This window comes from Candidatus Syntrophocurvum alkaliphilum, from assembly GCF_009734445.1.
Classification (GTDB): Bacteria; Bacillota; Syntrophomonadia; order Syntrophomonadales; family Syntrophomonadaceae; genus Syntrophocurvum; species Syntrophocurvum alkaliphilum.
This window is the reverse complement of record NZ_CP046457.1, coordinates 2,289,271-2,307,198: the sequence shown is the minus strand read 5'-3', so window position 1 is coordinate 2,307,198 and position 17,928 is coordinate 2,289,271. Positions and strand designations below refer to the sequence as shown.

The following is a 17,928-nucleotide window of genomic DNA, read 5'->3' as shown; positions in this document are numbered from 1 at the left end:
GGAAACTTCGTTTCTCTTTTTATATAAGGAAAGTATAGCTTTCCTTCATTAATTAAGAATTCATAATTAAAAATTAAAAATTATACCGCCCATGGTGGTGTGATTTTGCCTTTTATGGCACTAGCTGCTGCTACTGCAGGACTGCTTAGATAAACTTCACTTTCAGGATGTCCCATTCTACCCACAAAGTTTCTATTAGTTGTTGCTAAAGCCCTTTCACCTTTAGCTAAAATTCCCATGTGTCCACCAAGACAAGGACCACAAGTTGGTGTGCTTACTGCTACTCCAGCCTCAATAAATGTTTCAATATATCCTTTTTTCATAGCTTCTAGGTAAATTTGTTGAGTACCAGGGAATACAATAACTCTAAGTTCTGGATGGACTTTTTTTCCTTTTAAAATAGAAGCTACCACTTCTAGATCTTCAAGTCTTCCGTTTGTGCAGGAACCAATTACAACTTGATCTATTAAAACATCTGAAGATTCACTCACTGATTTTGTATTTTCTGGTTGGTGCGGAAATGCCACTACTGGTTCAAGCTTGGAAACATCATATTCTCTTATTTCAGCATAATTAGCACCTTCATCGGATTTATACAGTTTATATGGTCTTTTAGCTCTTTCATCTACATATGCTAATGTAATTTCATCTGGCTCAATAATACCGTTTTTACCACCAGCTTCTATAGCCATATTAGCCATAGTGAAACGATTATCCATAGATAGATTCTTTATTGTTTCACCTGTAAATTCCATAGACATATATCTTGCTCCATCTACTCCAATATCACCAATAGTATTTAGTATTAAATCTTTTCCACTTAGCCACTCCGGCATTTTTCCGTAATACACAAATTTTATACTCTCAGGAACTTTAAACCAAGCCTCGCCAGTTGCCATTCCTGCAGCCATATCAGTAGACCCTACACCGGTAGCAAATGCACCTAATGCTCCATAGGTGCATGTGTGTGAATCTGCTCCAATTATTAAATCACCAGGTAATGCAAGTCCTTGCTCTGGGAGCAAGCAATGTTCAATGCCCATTTGCCCTATTTCAAAGTAATTTTTTATTTCAAACTTTTTTGCAAATTCTCTCATTACTTTACATTGCTCAGCCGAATTTATATCTTTATTGGGTGCAAAGTGATCAGGAACTAATACTACTCCTTCTTGATCAAAAACACTATCTTTTTCTAGTTTATTAAATTCAGAAACAGCTACTGGTGTAGTAACATCATTCCCTAAAACTACATCTAGTTTACAATTAATTAATTCTCCCGGTTCTACAAAATCTTTTCCTGCATGTGCAGCAAGAATCTTTTGGCTGATTGTCATTTTCATTGCTTTTAATCTCCTCCCTAGTCTTGAAACAATAAATCAAATTTCTCCGTTATCCTTTTGTTGCTCATAATAGTATTTATTTATAGCATTAATATAAGACTTCACACTTGCTTCAATTATGTCTGTACTTAAACCACGCCCATTATAGTTTTTCCCATGTATTTTTATTTGTGATAAAACTTCACCTAATGCATCTTTACCACTACTAACTGCATTTAGCTTGTAATCAACCATTTTACCGTATATATCTGTAATTTTATCTACTGCTTTACACGCTGCATCAACTGGGCCATCACCAGTTGCAGCAGCCTCAAAAATAAATTTTTCCACCGTTAATTTTACAGTTGCAGTTGGTACTATGCTTGTTCCACTTGATATGTGTAAATAGTTTAAAGTAAATCGTTCTGGTATAGCCCAGACCTGTTCTTTAATAAGGGCTTCTATATCTTCATCCGTGATTTCTTTTTTCTTATCTGCAATTTCTTTAAAGTTAATAAATGCTTTGCTTAATTCTTCTTCATCTAATTTAAAGCCAAGCTCTTCTAGTTTATTGTTAAAAGCATGTTTGCCAGAATGCTTTCCTAAAACTATATTACTTCGGTTAATACCTATTAGTTCTGGACTCATTATTTCATAGGTTGATTTTTCTTTTAGTACACCAGCCTGATGTATGCCTGATTCATGAGAAAATGCATTTTTACCTACAATAGCTTTATTAGGCTGTATACTCATACCTGTTAATGTGCTTACCATTTTACTTGTACGGTATAGTTCTTTATAGCTAACGTTAATTTCTTTATCATAAAATGCTTTTCGAGTATAAATAGCCATAATTATTTCTTCTAATGATGCATTCCCTGCTCTTTCTCCAATTCCATTAACAGCACATTCAACTTGTCTAGCTCCATTCATTATTCCTGCTAAAGAGTTAGCTACCGCCATGCCTAAATCATCATGACAATGTATACTTATTATGGCTTTATCTATATTTGATACTTTTTCCATAATAGTTTTAATAAATTGTCCAAATTCTTCAGGAACTGCGTACCCAACTGTATCAGGTAAATTTACAACGGTAGCTCCAGCATCAATAACTCCCTCTACTACCTGAGCTAAGTAATTTATATCACTACGTGATGCATCTTCAGCTGAAAACTCTACATCAGAGCAATATTTTTTAGCATATTTTACTGCTTCTACTGCTTGAACTAATGCTTCTTCTCTTGATTTTTCTAATTTATGTTTAAGATGTATATCTGAAGTAGCTAAAAACGTATGAATTCTTGAAGATTCAGCACTTTTAACTGCTTCCCATGTTCTGTCTATATCACCACGTGTAGCTCTACATAAACCTGTTATAACTGGACCCTTTACGTTATCAGCTATTGTTTTTACAGCATTGAAATCACCCTGTGATGCAACTGGAAAACCAGCTTCTATTATATCTACACCTAAACGAGCCAGTTGTTGAGCAATTTCTAGTTTTTCCTCTACATTTAAACTAACACCAGGAGACTGTTCCCCATCTCTTAATGTAGTATCAAATAAATATATACGATTACTCATAAGCTCCTCCTACTTCACTAATAGTGAATAATTATTAATTTTAAATTCTTAATTTTGGTTTCGCTGCGAAAATCTAAAGTTACTATGGAATCGGCTGAGTAAACATGTTTATCACGCCACTCATCGGTCTTTATCTCCATTTTGGCTTAGCACTTATTATCTAAGAAGAAATTTAAGAAGAAATTCAATTTTTACTTAGCCGGTGATCTATGCACCACGCCTTACTATTCGGGACTTAGATAAACAAGTTAGCTCAGCCTTAATTTTTTTATAATTACTTTTTGCAGCAAATTCAAAATTGTTAATTAAAAATTCTTTACTTTGTTTCTTTAAGCCATGGCATCATTGCTCTTAGGTCTGCACCTACTTCTTCTATCATGTGTTCTTTGTTTATTCTTCTTAAAGCATCAAATTGTGGACGTCCACATTGGTTTTCAAGAAGCCATTCTTTAGCAAATCGTCCTTCTTGAATTTCTTTTAGTGCTTGCTGCATAGCCCATCTTGCTTCTTCCCCAATAACCTCTGGACCTTTAATATAGTCTCCCCATTCAGCTGTATCACTTATGGAATAACGCATATAGCTCATTCCACCTTCATACATTAGATCAACAATTAGTTTTAACTCATGTAAGCATTCGAAGTAAGCTACTTCTGGTTGATAGCCAGCATCAACTAATGTCTCAAAACCAGCTTTAACTAATTCGGTTACCCCACCACACAATACACACTGTTCACCAAATAAATCAGTTTCAGTTTCTTCTGCAAAAGATGTTTCAATTACTCCTGCTTTTGTACAACCAATTCCAGCTGCATATGCTAGAGCATAATCTTTTGCTTTGCCAGTATAATCTTGTTCAATAGCTATAAGGCCAGGCACACCCACACCTTTTTCATACATACGTCTCACTAAGTGTCCAGGACTCTTTGGAGCAACCATAAATACATCTACAAATGAAGGTGGTACAACCTGCCCATAATGAATGTTAAATCCATGTGAAAATACTAATGAATTACCTTCCTTTAAATAAGGTTTTATTTCTTCATTGTATACCTGTCTATGTATTTGATCAGGTATAAGTATTTGTACTATATCGGCAGCTTCTGCTGCTTCCGGTACTGTCATTGGTGTTAACCCTGCTTCTTTAACTGTATCCCATTCTAATTGACTAGTGTCATCAAAAGGTTTTCTAAGACCAATTACAACCTTTATTCCACTTTCATGTAGGTTCTGTGCTTGTGCATGACCTTGAGATCCAAAACCTATTACTGCTATGGTTTTCTCTTTTAAAAGCTCCAAGTTAGCATCTTGATCATAATACATTTTTGTCATTATTAAACTCCTCCTTAATTTTTATTATTTATTTCCTCTAAGCATCGCAATTTTACCTGTTCTCACCAATTCTATTATACCGAATGGTTGTAAGGATTCCTCCATAGCGGCTATTTTGCTTGAGTCACCCGTTACTTCAACTATTAATGAGTCTTTACTTATATCTATAATTCTAGCCCTAAATATATCAGCAATCTGAACTATATCAGGTCTTGCACTATTATCTGCCTTTACTTTTATAAGTGCTAATTCTCTCTCAACAGCTTGTTCATCTGTTATATCTATAATTTTAATAACTTCAATCAATTTATAAAGCTGTTTAGTAACCTGCTCTATAATTTTATTATCACCTTCGACTACTATGGTCATTCTTGATACTGTTGGATCTTCAGTAACACCTACAGTTAAACTGTCAATATTATAACCTCTTCTTCTAAATAGAGTTGATACCCGTGTTAATACACCAGGTTTGTTTTCAACCGTTACTGAAAGTGTATGTTTTGCCATAGCTTACTCACCCCCTAGCATATTTAAAAGAGGCTGACCTGGTGGGACCATTGGATAAACATTTGATTCTCGGTCAACCCAAAAATCAATTATTACGGGCCTATCTGTAACCGCTAAAGCATCTTTTAAAGCTTTTTCTACATCCTCTGATTTAGTAACCCTAATACCAACTGCTCCATATGCCTCTGCTAATTTTACAAAATCAGGTTGATGGCTCATGTCCGTATATGAATAACGGTTGTTAAAAAATAAGTGTTGCCATTGTCTTACCATACCTAGATATTGGTTGTTTAGGATACATACGATTACTGGAAGTTTTTGCTCAACGGCTGTACCTAATTCTTGAATATTCATTTGTATACTGCCATCTCCAGCTATATCTATAACGGGAACATCTGGTCTAGCTAACTTTGCACCTATAGCCGCAGGTAAACCAAAACCCATAGTACCAAGCCCACTTGAGCTTATAAAGCTGCGAGGATTTTTATATTTATAATATTGTGCAGCCCACATTTGGTTTTGTCCTACTTCAGTAGTAATTATTGCCTCACCATTAGTGATTTCTGATATTTTTTCAACAACATATTGAGGCATAATTCTTCCTTCATTTGATTCTCCATATTTAAGCGGATATTCATCTTTCCACTTTTCAATAGTATCATGCCAACTATTAAGGTCTTCTACTGGTTCAATTTTATCTATAATAGCACTTAATACTTCTTTAACATTTCCTACAATTGGAACATCTACACCTTTGTTCTTCCCTATTTCAGCAGCATCCACATCTATATGAATTACTTTAGCTCTATTAGCAAACTCATCTAGCTTGCCTGTTACGCGATCATCAAATCTAACTCCTATAGCTATTAACAAGTCACATTCATTAATTGCATAATTAGCATATCGTGTACCGTGCATACCTAACATACCTAGAGATAGATAATTATCGCTAGGAAATGCCCCCATTCCCATTAAAGTTGTTGTAGTAGGAATTTTCATCTTTTCAGCTAATTCGGTTAATTCTTGTGCTGCGTCAGCTGCTATTACACCACCACCTGCATAAATCACAGGGCGTTTTGACTCTTGAATAAGATTTATAGCTGCTAAAATTTGTCCTGCGTTATAACCCTTCATGACACGGTATCCTCTAATATTTACTTCTTCATCATTATCATCAAATTCAATTGCTTTATCCATTACATCCCTAGGTAAATCAACGACAACTGGCCCCGGACGATTAGTCCTAGCTATATGAAATGCTTCTTTAACTATATCTGCAACATCTTCTGTTCTTTCTATTAAATAATTATGTTTAGTAATTGGTAATGTTATCCCAGTAATATCAGCTTCCTGAAAAGCATCTTTACCAATCATGGGAGTAACAACCTGACCTGTAAAAGCAACCATTGGAATAGAATCCATGTTGGCAGTTGCTATACCAGTAACAAGGTTGGTAGCTCCAGGCCCAGATGTTGCCAAACAAACGCCAACTTTACCTGTAGCTCTCGCATAACCATCTGCTGCATGAGCCGCTCCCTGCTCATGGCGAACAAGTATATGCCTTATATCTGAATCATAGAGAGCATCGTAAACAGGCAATAATACACCCCCAGGATAACCAAAAATGGTATCAACACCTTCTTTTTTGAGACAATGTAATAGGATTTCTGCTCCTTTAATTTTCACTAGGCTCACCTCCATAATTTTTTGTAATTATTTAACTATTGTTTATTAAGCTTTTGCTTACAAGGGCAATCTCCTCTTAGCCCCTTAAGTTTAGAGGTCAAATCGGTTGTAAGCAAAAGATTAGATAGGTTTAGATGTGTTAAGTTTTCAAAGAACAAATTCAGCTATTAAAATAGCGGGCTATGAATGGCCCGCTATTTTATGTATCTATATAAAAAGGTTTATTTTTTAAAAATAGCTCCAGTACTTGCCGACTGAACCATCTTAGCATATTGCTTTACATATCCAGTTTTAATTGAGAGTTCTGGTGCTTGCCAGTTGCTTTTTCTCTCACTCAGTATCCCCTCGTCCACTAGGACCTCCAGCTTTAGAGCTGGAATGTTTATTCGTATCAGGTCACCGTCTTCAATTAGACCTATTATTCCACCTTCTGCTGCTTCAGGAGACACATGACCAATAGCAGCACCTTTAGTCGCTCCAGAAAAACGACCATCAGTTATAAGTGCGACTTCTTTGTCAAGTCCCATGCCAGCAAGTGCAGATGTTGGGGTTAGCATTTCTCTCATTCCCGGTCCCCCTTGAGGTCCTTCGTAACGAATAACTATAACATCTTTAGATTTTATTTTATTGTTTAATATTGCTTCTACTGCTTCTTCTTCAGAATTGAATACACGTGCTGTTCCTTCATGTTCTAACATTTCTTCTGATACAGCACTTCTTTTAACTATTGCACCTTCCTCAGCTAAGTTGCCATATAGGATAGCTAAACCACCTGTTAGACTATAAGGATTGTCAACTGGCCTAATAACAGTACTATCTAATACTGGTCTAGTAGCTATGTTTTCACCAATAGTTGTACCTGTAACAGTTATACACTCTTTATTTATTAAATTCTTTTTACTTAATTCATTGTAAATTGCTTGAACACCACCAGCACGGTATAAGTCTTCCATATGGTGGTCACCAGCAGGGCTTATCTTACAAAGATGTGGGGTACTAGAACTTATTTCATTAAAAATACTTAAGTCAATATCTATATTTGCTTCATTAGCAATAGCCATAAGATGTAAAACCGAGTTAGTTGAACATCCAATAGCCATATCTATATGTATTGCATTTGTAAATGCTGCTTTGGTCATGATATCTTTAGGTTTAATATCTTTTTCAAAAAGCTCCATAATCTTTGTTCCTGCAGTTTTCGCTAGCCTAATTCTTTCAGAATAAACTGCAGGGATTGTTCCATTACCTGGCAAACCTATTCCTAAGGCTTCTGTTAAGCAGTTCATTGAATTTGCTGTAAACATACCAGCACATGAACCACAGGTTGGACAAGCATTATCTTCTAAATGTTTTAGTTGTTGTTCATTTATTTTACCAGCCGCAATTGCTCCTACCCCTTCAAAAACTTGGCTAAGACTCACTCTACGATCAGTTGTCGCTCCAGAAAGCATTGGTCCCCCACTAATAAAAATAGACGGTAAGTTTAGACGTGCGGCAGCCATTAACATGCCCGGGACAACTTTGTCACAATTAGGTATAAAAACTAAAGCATCAAATCCATGAGCAGTAGCCATAATTTCAATTGAATCAGCTATTAATTCTCGACTAGCAAGGGAATATTTCATTCCTGTGTGCCCCATTGCAATCCCATCACATACTGCTATGGTATGAAATTCAAAGGGCACTCCACCTGCCATGCGAACTCCGGATTTTACAGCTTCAGCAATTTTGTCAAGATGGGTATGACCAGGAACTATTTCATTGTGAGAGTTTACTATACCTATAAATGGTCTGTTCATTTCTTCGTCAATTAAGCCTAATGCTTTAAACAGCGAACGCTGTGCTGCTCTTTCTGTTCCGTGTTTAACCTGTTTGCTCTTCATTTTTTTACTCCTTTCTATGAAAAAGCTGTAGACATTGTTATAATAATTTACTTTGTAAATTGGTTATGTTTTTAAATACAAAAACCCTCTCGTCCACATCAGGGACGAGAGGGTATTCCCGCGGTACCACCCTGCTTGTCGTATTTAGCATAAATACGACCGCTCAAAATTATTTTAGTACCTCTTTTTAACAGACTTGTACGTCCGGCACCACCTACTAGGTCTTATGACTTTTCAGATAGCAGCTCCAAGATGATGAAACACAATTTCAAGTTTAGATACCGGTTTCCAGCTCCCCCGACTCTCTGTAATCAAACTTACTGATGTGTATTTCTTTTCATCGCTATTGAGAATATGTTATTTTGTTATCTATATAGTATATTTAAAGGTAATATTGCTGTCAATATAAAAATTTATATTTTATTTATTAAATTATACAATATACTATAGTCTATTGTATATACATATTTTGCCTTTTGCCGCAATTTTTCCAAAGTTTAATAAATCTAGGGTTTTTGCAAGGAATATAAATCAACTTTTTTCATATATTCTTTTAAATTTATAAATTTATTATTAGCAAGATTAGAATATTTTTCCTTGTTTTTTATGTTTTTAAACATTGCCCATAACATCCTAGTACCCTCTTCAGTTTTGCACGCTTCAGAAGGACTCATACCTTGCAATATGTTTAACCTAGACCTATACCATTTATCTAAATACATTTCTTTAAGTGATAATTCTAGTTCTGGATACTGTTTTTTTACATCAAAGGTTAATATGCCAAATATACCATCTTCTCTGACTTCCATCCCATCAAACTCTAGGCTTTCATACATATCTTTTTCAATTTGTTTTCTAGCAATGCTTATATCTAATTCACCAAATGCAGATACTGTTAACCAATTTGAACCTAAAATATATTCCGCTAGGAAATCGTTAGTTTGTTTGTTAAGTTGATAATAAACTTTATGTTTACCTGGTAATTGTATAACAAGACTTTTTAATTCTTCTAGTCTTTGTTCTACTTTTTCTTTATCTTTGATTAGATAACGTATAGATAAAAAACGCATACCATCATCAGGGTCATAATCTACTTCTTCTCTTAATAAAACTTCTTCGAAACTATTATATTGCCCTCCTGCATAACTATAAGCATTAAGGATAGTTAGTGTGTATTCATTTTTAAATACTACTGATCCCCTATCTTCATAGTATAAAAAGTTTTCTAAGTCATTTAGCGAATCCCTATCTTTAGCAATTATTACAAATTCTTCTCCATTAACAATTAGATCTGCAAATATACCAGTTAAGAATGAAACCCCTTCATCAAGGCTGTGATTGTTTGTTGTAATTCTCAAATGAATACCATTAGGAATTTCTTCGACTTCTCTTAAATCATCTATACCTTCTAGAATGTTAAATAAATCCTCATGATCAATTATTTGATAAACTTTACAAGTTACTTGTGAGGAAAGTGGATTTAACTTAGAATCTGAATCTATTGAGTCATAACTTAATCTTTCTATATTAGAAACGTACCACGTGCTATTTTCTATTCTTAGCTCAAATAAGTAATTTTGTTTAAATAGCTCTTGGTTTTCAGCCACAATTGTATATGCAGATATTTCTATATTTTCTTTACTCTCATTAACACCATCGATTTCCCCCTCTAATAACAAGGCTCCGGGGTTAATAACATCATCAAGTTGGTAAACAAGTAATCCTTGGTATGATCTTTCCCTAGATAGAAGGGAAAAAATATAGTTATAATCTTGGTATCGTAAAGCATAAAATAAGCTATTTACTAATTCTTTTGGACTTAATTCACTTGATACTTTACGCAATAGTTCAGCTTCTGCGGTGTGGGTAAGTCCAACTTCTTGATCTAAGTATTTTTGATATAAAAACTTCCCTATAGCCGGACGCGTCATAGATCTCATATTAAAACCATATGCCTCTTGTATTAGGCAACACACTTCTTCAAAGTTAATTTCCACTAAATCATTAAGCCCTTCTCTGTCCTTTTTAAATTTCGAAATTGAAAAGTTCTCATCAATAAAATAACTGTGTATCCCATCTGAGGAATACGTTAAATAAATACTTTCTACATAAATAAAACCATCATCTGTTTTCCATGCTATATCAACATTTGTTTTTCCTGTATGTCTAGTTTTTGTTGCATACGCTTTATAAAATCGTCCTTTTGAAAACACTGGAGGACTAAATTCTATTCCTGCCATAGCATATTTTTCTAAGGCACGTTTGCATATAGCACTCCATTCTTTTCCATACTCTATAATAAGCAGATGAAAAAACTCGGCCATTTCTTTTTCATAAAAGGCCGATAAGCTTTCAAGTAAACTTGGTCTAAGTTCAAATGGAACCTCTTCAAAAATCTCTAATATAAATATTCGACCCTCATTACTTGATATTAGTTTTCTTATGTCATGCACTAGGTTTTTAAGAAGAACCCTTGGAAACTTGTTCTTTTTATTTTTTCCCATTTAGATCTCCATAAATTTTTTTCTTAATTGTAATTTACCACGTTAGCAAACGACAGGCAAATTATGTTGAAGCTAGTTTAAAGGTTTTTATATCTATTATTAGTTGTTTTTGTCATTAATAAGGGAGGAATTAGATATCGTATACAGAATTACATCATTAATAATTTTTTTGTATGTCAAAATAAGGTGATATTTATATGAGAAGAGTTTTTATTGATAATTTAAAACCTGGAATGGAAGTAGCAAGACGAATTTATAGTAGTGATAGCCGTATTCTCATAAATGCTGGAATTAAATTAACTGAGGCATACATACAGCGCTTAAAACAGATGGGCATTGCCTCTGTATATATTATTGATGAAGCATTTGGTGATGTAGAAAACGCACCTGATGTAGTATCCGAGCAAACAAGATTAAAGACAGCCAAAATTGTAAAAGATGGTTTTAATTTAATAGAACAAGAACGTAAAATTAATATAAAGTCAGTACAAAATACTGTTAATAACATAATTGACGAACTTTTATCTAATCTAAATATATTAGTTAATTTAACAGATATAAGAGCATTTGATGATTATACATTTGGTCATTCGGTTAATGTTTGTATACTTTCAGTAATGACAGCTATGACTTTGGGTTATAATAACCTTAAACTTAAAGAATTAGGAATGGGTGCACTACTTCATGATATTGGTAAAACACAGGTAGATAAATCAATTTTAACAAAAAATGATGATTTAACCCCAGAAGAATTTGAAGAAGTTAAAAAGCACGCCGAATATGGTTTTAAATTACTCAAAAATTATGATGATATCTCTTTACTATCAGCTCATATAGCTTATCAACATCATGAACGTTGGGATGGTAATGGCTATCCACGAAAACTCCAAGGAGAAGAAATACATGAATATGCTCGTATTGTGGGAGTAGCTGATGTATATGATGCTTTGCTTTCTGATAGACCTTACCGCCCTGCATATTCTATTAAGCAATCTATCGATGTGTTAAATAGGATGAAAGGCATTTATTTAGATGAAAAATGTGTTGATGCTTTAATTTCTAATATTGCAATTTATCCTTTAGGAAGTATCGTTCAACTTAACACAGGTGATTATGGTATTGTTGTGGATATAAATAAAACTACACCTAGTAAACCAATTATAAGAGTTGTATATAAAAATGATGGTTTGAAAATTGCTAATCCACATGAGGTAGATTTATCAAAAATGACAAGAATATTAATAACTCGTGTTTTAAATGAAAAAGAGATAAACCAAATAAAAAACTTAGATGACTAATATTTTTTTGCAAACATTATTTGAAAAACAGGTGAAATCTGTTATATGTATGAATAATAATAAAGCTTGCCAATAATAAAAAACAAGAGATTAATTGGAGGTAGTTTAATATATGGAAAAAACCATTTCTGTAATATTAATACTATTTTTAGGTGGCACACTTTTATATCTTTTGTTTTTAAAAGTCTATCCCTCCTTAATTAGTAAAAGATGAGATATTAAACCTATTATAAATCCCTCTTTTTAGTTAAAACTAAACTAAAGGAGGGCTTTATTATGACAAGATATAGAACAACAGACGGTAAAGAAGACAACAAACAAAAAATTCATTGGTTTGGTTTTTTAGCAATACCTATTGCATTTATTAATGGCCTTTATTTCGGTGGATATGCTTTACGAAAGATTAGGCAATATTGGGAAGGCGGCCCCATGGATTAGCCGCTCCCTCCTTTTTAATAAAAAATGGCTCATTTAAATAAGAGCCATTTTTTATTGTAAGGATTTTTCAGCTAAATTTAGTATACGTTTTATAGTTTCGTTTTTTTCAGCAGTTTCTCTTTTCTTGTTTAGCAAGTTGTTTTCAAACTCTTTAATCTTTTGATTAATTTCATCTTTGTTATTACTAGGTAAATCGCTATTTTGGGGTTTAGTATTTTGAGCCAAATTATAATGCGATAAAATTCCCGCAACCATAGCCTTAGCTAAGTTTTTTTTAGTATCTTGTTGTATAAGTTTTCTTTCTTGTTTTAGATTAGTTATAAATCCACATTCTAATAATATAGCTGGCATGTTTGTCTCTCTTAAAATATGCAAATTTTTTATTCTAACCCCACCATCTTGCCAACCTAATTCATTCACCATTTCTTTTTGAATTAAATAAGCTAGAGATTCCGCTTCACCTCTAGCTGTATAAATAAATGTAGAAATATAGTCAGCATCTCGGTTTGTCGATGCATTAGCATGAATAGAAAGACAGATATCTACTTTAGAGTCATTTAATATTCGAGTTCTTTCATTAAGACTAACATACTTATCTTCAGTTCTAGTCATTACAGTTTTTATAGAATTCTGTTTCAGGTGAGATTCAACTTCTTTAGCTATAGAAAGAACAATATCTTTTTCTCTATACCCGCGTACCCCTACTGCCCCTGAATCACTTCCTCCATGACCAGGGTCAATACCTACCTTTATCATTATTTTACCTCCTTTGCTCATAAATAATTTATATAAATATGATTCCACTGCAAAAAGCTAAACTTAGAGTATGGAATCGGCTGAGCAAACATGTTTATCACGCCACTCATCGGTCTTTACCTTCATTTTAGCTTAGCACTTATTATCTAAAATGATTTTTTATTTATACTTAGCCGTGATCTATGCACCACGCCTTGCTACTTAAGGACTTAGATAAACATGTTTGCTCAGCCTTAAGTTTGTTGCAGTTACTTTTTGCAGCAGAATCAAATATATAAAATTGATTTGACTTCAAAAAGCTAAACTAGAATTTTATATATACTCTATGGTATGCGATGTTAGGCTTATGTGTTAAACCCAACGCATGTAGAGGTTTTTATAATTTTTATATTACTTGTATTTTTTATTTGTTTTAGAGATAATTTATAAATATAGTTATAAAGGAGACTTTAAATGACTTATATTGAAGCTATTATTTTTGGCATTGTACAAGGTATTACTGAATTTTTACCTATATCAAGTACTGCCCATATAATTATTACAGAACACCTTTTAGGTTATCATTTTCCTGGTTTAACATTTGAAATTTATTTGCATTTAGCCTCAGTATTAGCAGTAATAATTTATTTCAGAAAGGATTTAATTAATGTTGTTACTGGTTTTTTTGCTTATTTAATTAACAAGTCAGCTAACCATCGTACACAATTTATGTTTGGCATTTATATTTTAATAGCCACTATTATAACCGGAACACTAGGCATAGTATTAAAGGGCGTAATTCAAGATGCCATGAAAACACCTACATTTATCGGAGTTTCCTTAATGATAACAGGTACTTTTCTTATTATTATTGAACGATTTCGCCAATATGGTGAAAGAAGAATTGAAAATATGACATATCTAGATTCTATTATTGTCGGTTTGGGACAAACATTAGCAGTTTTACCCGGCATCTCTCGATCAGGTTCAACTTTAGTAACTGGACTTTGGGTTGGTTTATCTAGAGATACAGCAGTAAGGTACTCTTTTTTGCTAGCTATACCAGTTATATTAGGTTCATCAGTTTTAGTAATCGGTGACTTATCTAATGAAATGTGGTCTGTTATTGGATTAGGTCCACTTATAGTCTCATTTGTTGTTACTTTTATCTTTTCATGGATTGGAATAGTTTGGCTTATTGATTTTTTAAAACGCAGTAAGCTTATTTATTTTGCAATATACTGCTTTACAGTAGCAATTCTTTTAATTCTATTTATGGATCCTAATGTGGTTATGGACATATAGATTATTTCTAAACACTTTTGCTCAGTATTTTTTATTAGTAGTTAACATGCCATATGAAATCTCATTGTTGGTACTGTATAAAATAAGAAAATATTGTAAAGGCTACTAATGAGGTGATTAGATGAATGTTTTTACTGCTGTCTTTCTATCATTTGTAGCTATTATTTTTATAAATTTAGCTGAAAAAGCTTATACCCTAATAAAGGCTGAAGTTGATAGGCGAGAAAACCAAACAAAATTAAAATATGGTCTATTGTCCAAAAAAGATATATATAACCTAGAACCTTATGAGTTTGAACTTTGGTGTGCAAATTTTCTTGAAAAGCTAGATTATTCATCTGTGGAAGTAACCACGGAACATTATGATGGAGGAAAAGATATTATCTGTGAAAAAGATGGTGAAAAAGTATATGTAGAATGTAAAAGATATGCTTATAAAGGTATTTATTATAACGAAATATCTCGAGATATTATACAGAAACTGGTTGGGGCTATGGTTGGAGATGGCATAAGAAAAGGAATAATAATGACAACCAGCAAAGTATCCGATCGCTCTAGAGAGTACATAAATAAGCTACCACCTGAATACCAAATCAAAGTACTAGATGGAGATGAATTAATTAAACTACAGTGGAAAATTCGTACTGAAGAACTATCAACTCCATTGTCAGACGAACCTTTACCAAATGTTTAGATTTGTATAAAACTGATACAGTTTTATGTATCAGTTTTTGCAAAAATCTAATAAGTAACTAAAATCAATTATCCCAATATTTATATGGTTTTTCAGTTTCATTTTTTTGTGTGACCAAAAACCGATGTTCATTTAATTCCTCTAATTTTTCATCAATGTTTCCCCATGCTTTGTTAATAAAATCTTCTCTTCCAGATCCTTTTTTGTAAAATTCATAATGACCCGAATTTTTTGCATAATAATTTTGGTGGTGTTCTTCTGCCTTATAAAAAGGCTGAGCAGCTATTATTTCTGTAGCAATAGGATAATTAAATAAATTTAATTCTTCTAACCTATTTTTCGATTTTTTAGCAACTTCCCTTTGTTCCTCATCGTGATAAAAAATTGCTGTTCTATACTGGTCCCCTCTATCACCAAACTGGCCAAATTCATCAGTTGGGTCAATTTGTCTCCAAAAAACATCTAACAAATCTGAATAGTTTATTTTGGCTGGGTCATAAATAACTTGAACTGATTCATAGTGCCCAGAATAACCTGTTGTTACATCTTCGTAATCAGGATTTTTAACATGCCCCCCTGTATAACCACTAATTACATCTATAACACCCTCTAACTTTTTAAAAGGTTCAACCATACACCAAAAACATCCTCCGGCAAAAGTGGCTGTTTGGTATTCATTGCTTTCATGAGCCATCTAACTACCCCCTTATTTAAGTTATCAATTTATTCTTTTGCTTTAGTGATTAATAATATGCACATAAAACTAACCACATTTACTTGGGGTAAAAAATTGTCAAAATAGTTTAACTATGGTTAAATAACATTTAAGTAGGTTTAATGTTTCAGCCTTGGTAATAATCTATAATAGAATACTAATCACGTTAGGAGGTTTTTTAAATGAAAAGAATTTCAGATAATGTTATTGTCCTAGGTAATGGTTTTTTAAATTATTACATAGTGGGTAATAAAGAAGCTGCAATTATTGAATGTGGAATTAGTGCTGGTGTTGAACTATTTAAAAAAGACTGGGTTCAACTACAAGAAAAGCCTAATATTAAATATATTCTTGCAATGCATTCACATTTTGACCATGTTTGTGGTATTCCTTCTTTAAAAGAACTATTTCCTGATGCTAAAGTTGTAGCTAGTGAGGTATGTAAAAAACTCCTTTCAAAAGAGCGTATTGTTAAAGCTATGTTCCAAGGTGACAGTATAACTACAGATTCTTATATAAAAAATGAACTATTAGAAAATAAACCAGTTAGTAGAGACATAGAAGAAATTAATGTAGATATGATAGTAAAAGATGGTGATTGTATTAATCTAGATAATGAATTAACTCTAGAAATACTTGAAACTCCAGGTCACAGTCCTTGTTCGATATCAGCTTATTTAGCTAATGATAAAGTTATGTTTGTATCTGATGCAACTGGCTATAAAGCAGAAGATGGAAAGTTTTCTCCAGTATTTTTCCAAGATTATGATACTTATTTAAATACTATAAATAGGCTAAAATCATATCCAACCCAAGTACTAGGAGTTGCTCATGGAGATATACCTACAGGCAATGCAGTAAACTCCTTCTACCAGGAGAGCCTAAAAGCTGCCTATGAAGCATTTGATACAATAAGTAATAAATTAAAAGATGGTTATAGTGAACAAGAGTTAGCAGAAGAGATGTATAACATATACATAAAAGGTGCTCTTGCTCTTTATCCTAAAGAAATGATGTTAGGATCAATGCATCTATTGATCAAAAATGTTAAAGCCAAATTAGAGTAGTCTTGCTTGCCTTGGTTTTTATTGGTTATAAATAAAATATTTAAGTATCATTAAGTTCTTTTATGAATTTACATCACCTTAGTTAAAATAAAAAGCTAGTTCTTAAATAAACCAATAGGTATCAATATTAAAACATTGAGCTTGACCAATTAATCCTTTAAACTTAGGCATGCCTTATGCAGGGGTAATTAACCTTGTTGTATAGGTTTAAAGGAGTGATAAAGTTGAATAAAAAAAATCATATTTATATTGGTATTTTATTGGTTATCTTTATACTAGGAACAACATTAGCATATGAAAACCTTGCTTCTAAGAATGGCGATAATATTCCACAAGACAATGAGGAAACTATCCTAGCAAATAAGGATGAAGAAATTAATAACAACAAAAATGATGAAAAAGAAGTAGAAACTAGTGAAGAGAAAGAGAAAAAAGATTTACCTACAAGTACAGACAATAAAAATAATGAACAACCCGTAAATAATCCAGAGGAAATAGTAGCTGATGATACACCTAAAAAAGTTAAAGAAAAACCAACCAATGAAGAACCTGGGTATAGAACAATGACCATGGTAGCAACTGCTTATACTGATTGCCACGAAGAAAATTATCCGTGGGGTGGTTATCCCTCATATATAGGACTGCCTCTTGATAGAGGAATTGTAGCTGTAGACCCAGATGTTATACCAATGGAAACAAAACTTTACATCGAAGGTTATGGAGAAGGTATTGCTGCTGACCAAGGTGGCGCAATAAAGGGAAATAGAATAGATGTATTTATGTGGACCAAAGAAGAAGCCTATGAATGGGGTATCAGAGAAGTAGAAGTAAAAATCTACGATCAATAGGAAGCACGGGGA

Annotated in this window: 15 protein-coding genes; 6 read left to right on the top strand and 9 right to left on the bottom strand. The window is 33.1% G+C overall.

Annotated features, from left to right (window positions below; translation table 11 throughout):
• Positions 1–80: 80 nt before the first annotated feature.
• The 7 genes from leuC to SYNTR_RS11180 form a co-directional block, all read right to left on the bottom strand.
• Positions 81–1,340: a 3-isopropylmalate dehydratase large subunit gene (gene leuC, locus SYNTR_RS11210; RefSeq protein ID WP_156204592.1), complete on the bottom strand. Its 1,260-nt coding sequence runs from the start codon at positions 1,338–1,340 to the stop codon at positions 81–83.
• 36 nt (positions 1,341–1,376) lie between these two features.
• Positions 1,377–2,906, bottom strand: coding sequence for a 2-isopropylmalate synthase (locus SYNTR_RS11205; RefSeq protein ID WP_156204591.1), 1,530 nt, complete (start codon positions 2,904–2,906; stop codon positions 1,377–1,379).
• Positions 2,907–3,222: 316 nt separating this feature from the next.
• Positions 3,223–4,236 carry a ketol-acid reductoisomerase gene (gene ilvC, locus SYNTR_RS11200; RefSeq protein WP_156204590.1) on the bottom strand — a complete coding sequence of 338 codons (1,014 nt, stop codon included), beginning with the start codon at positions 4,234–4,236 and terminating at the stop codon, positions 3,223–3,225.
• Positions 4,237–4,260: 24 nt separating this feature from the next.
• Positions 4,261–4,743: an acetolactate synthase small subunit gene (ilvN, locus tag SYNTR_RS11195; RefSeq protein WP_156204589.1), complete on the bottom strand. Its 483-nt coding sequence runs from the start codon at positions 4,741–4,743 to the stop codon at positions 4,261–4,263.
• A gap of 3 nt (positions 4,744–4,746) precedes the next feature.
• A complete protein-coding gene (gene ilvB, locus SYNTR_RS11190) occupies positions 4,747–6,429 on the bottom strand; it encodes a biosynthetic-type acetolactate synthase large subunit (protein ID WP_156204588.1) in 1,683 nt (560 codons plus the stop codon).
• A 221-nt stretch (positions 6,430–6,650) separates the two neighbouring features.
• Positions 6,651–8,312: a dihydroxy-acid dehydratase gene (gene ilvD, locus SYNTR_RS11185; RefSeq protein ID WP_156204587.1), complete on the bottom strand. Its 1,662-nt coding sequence runs from the start codon at positions 8,310–8,312 to the stop codon at positions 6,651–6,653.
• A 506-nt stretch (positions 8,313–8,818) separates the two neighbouring features.
• Positions 8,819–10,816 carry a hypothetical protein gene (locus tag SYNTR_RS11180; protein ID WP_156204586.1) on the bottom strand — a complete coding sequence of 666 codons (1,998 nt, stop codon included), beginning with the start codon at positions 10,814–10,816 and terminating at the stop codon, positions 8,819–8,821.
• A gap of 197 nt (positions 10,817–11,013) precedes the next feature.
• On the opposite strand from SYNTR_RS11180, the gene SYNTR_RS11175 reads away from it, so the two are divergent.
• Positions 11,014–12,114 (top strand): HD-GYP domain-containing protein, encoded by a 1,101-nt coding sequence (locus SYNTR_RS11175; RefSeq protein WP_156204585.1) that lies wholly within the window; start codon positions 11,014–11,016, stop codon positions 12,112–12,114.
• Positions 12,115–12,390: 276 nt separating this feature from the next.
• On the top strand, positions 12,391–12,552 hold the full coding sequence (locus tag SYNTR_RS11170; RefSeq protein WP_156204584.1) for a hypothetical protein: 162 nt from the start codon (positions 12,391–12,393) through the stop codon (positions 12,550–12,552).
• A gap of 51 nt (positions 12,553–12,603) precedes the next feature.
• Here the strand turns inward: SYNTR_RS11170 and SYNTR_RS11165 are convergent, their stop codons facing one another.
• Positions 12,604–13,308, bottom strand: coding sequence for an N-acetylmuramoyl-L-alanine amidase family protein (locus SYNTR_RS11165; protein ID WP_197079120.1), 705 nt, complete (start codon positions 13,306–13,308; stop codon positions 12,604–12,606).
• Positions 13,309–13,761: 453 nt separating this feature from the next.
• On the opposite strand from SYNTR_RS11165, the gene uppP reads away from it, so the two are divergent.
• A complete protein-coding gene (gene uppP / locus SYNTR_RS11160; protein WP_156204582.1) occupies positions 13,762–14,592 on the top strand; it encodes an undecaprenyl-diphosphatase UppP in 831 nt (276 codons plus the stop codon).
• Between the two features lie 121 nt (positions 14,593–14,713).
• Positions 14,714–15,286, top strand: a complete 573-nt coding sequence (locus tag SYNTR_RS11155) for a restriction endonuclease (protein WP_156204581.1) — start codon at positions 14,714–14,716, stop codon at positions 15,284–15,286.
• Positions 15,287–15,350: 64 nt separating this feature from the next.
• Here SYNTR_RS11155 and msrA read toward each other — a convergent pair whose 3' ends face one another.
• Positions 15,351–15,980 carry a peptide-methionine (S)-S-oxide reductase MsrA gene (gene msrA / locus SYNTR_RS11150; protein ID WP_156204580.1) on the bottom strand — a complete coding sequence of 210 codons (630 nt, stop codon included), beginning with the start codon at positions 15,978–15,980 and terminating at the stop codon, positions 15,351–15,353.
• A 203-nt stretch (positions 15,981–16,183) separates the two neighbouring features.
• Between msrA and SYNTR_RS11145 the strand changes: the two genes are divergently transcribed.
• Both SYNTR_RS11145 and SYNTR_RS11660 read left to right on the top strand, forming a co-directional pair.
• On the top strand, positions 16,184–17,068 hold the full coding sequence (locus tag SYNTR_RS11145) for an MBL fold metallo-hydrolase (protein WP_156204579.1): 885 nt from the start codon (positions 16,184–16,186) through the stop codon (positions 17,066–17,068).
• A 224-nt stretch (positions 17,069–17,292) separates the two neighbouring features.
• The gene (locus SYNTR_RS11660) at positions 17,293–17,916 is read left to right on the top strand and encodes a 3D domain-containing protein (RefSeq protein ID WP_243140194.1); all 624 of its coding nucleotides are present in this window, start codon (positions 17,293–17,295) and stop codon (positions 17,914–17,916) included.
• Positions 17,917–17,928: the final 12 nt, after the last annotated feature.